Source organism: Nocardioides sp. CPCC 206348, assembly GCF_048654705.1.
Taxonomy (GTDB): domain Bacteria; phylum Actinomycetota; class Actinomycetes; order Propionibacteriales; family Nocardioidaceae; genus Nocardioides.
The window spans coordinates 10,763-11,532 of the sequence record NZ_JBMCZA010000133.1; the positions used below are offsets into that span (position 1 = coordinate 10,763).

Annotated in this window: 1 protein-coding gene; it reads right to left on the reverse strand. The window is 64.5% G+C overall.

The window, feature by feature from the left end; genetic code table 11:
* A partial coding sequence (locus ACOADB_RS08665) for an AMP-binding protein (protein ID WP_378597555.1) occupies nt 1–770 on the reverse strand: 770 nt, incomplete at both ends.

Here is a 770-nt window from a genome sequence, read left to right on the forward strand (position 1 = left end):
GGTGCAGAACTCACCCGGTTCGCCACGTTCCACGGTCTCGCCCGTGACCGGGTCGACGACCTTGATCTCCACATGCGGGTGCGCCCGCCCGATCGTGGCCGTACGACGATCCAGGTCGTCGTCCGCGCGGGTCTGCGTGGAGACGGGGCTGGTCTCGGTCATCCCGTACGCGATCGAGACCTCACTCATGTGCATGTCCTCGATGCAACGCTTCATCACCTCGACCGGACACGGCGAACCGGCCATGATCCCGGTCCGCAAACTGGAGAGGTCGTAGTCGGCGAACCCGGGTGCGTTCTGCATCGCGATGAACATCGTCGGCACCCCATACACACCGGTACAGGCCTCGTCCTGGATGGTCTGCAACGTGACCGCGGGGTCGAACCCGGGTGCCGGGATCACCATCGCCGCGCCATGGGTGGTGCAACCGAGGTTGCCCATCACCATCCCGAAGCAGTGATAGAACGGCACCGGGATGCACAACCGGTCCTCGTGGGTGAAGTTGATCGTCTCGGTCACGAAGTACCCGTTGTTCAAGATGTTGCGGTGACTGAGCGTCGCGCCCTTCGGGAAGCCGGTCGTGCCTGAGGTGTACTGGATGTTGATCGGATCATTCGGCTCCAGCGACCAGCTCACCAGGTCCGCCACCGTGACACCCGGGTCGTGGACGTTGGCCTCGTCCCACCCCGGGGTGCCGAGGAACAGCACCCTCTCGACCGGCGTCTCCTCGACCACCTCGGCCACCATCGCGCGGTAGTCACTGGTCTTGA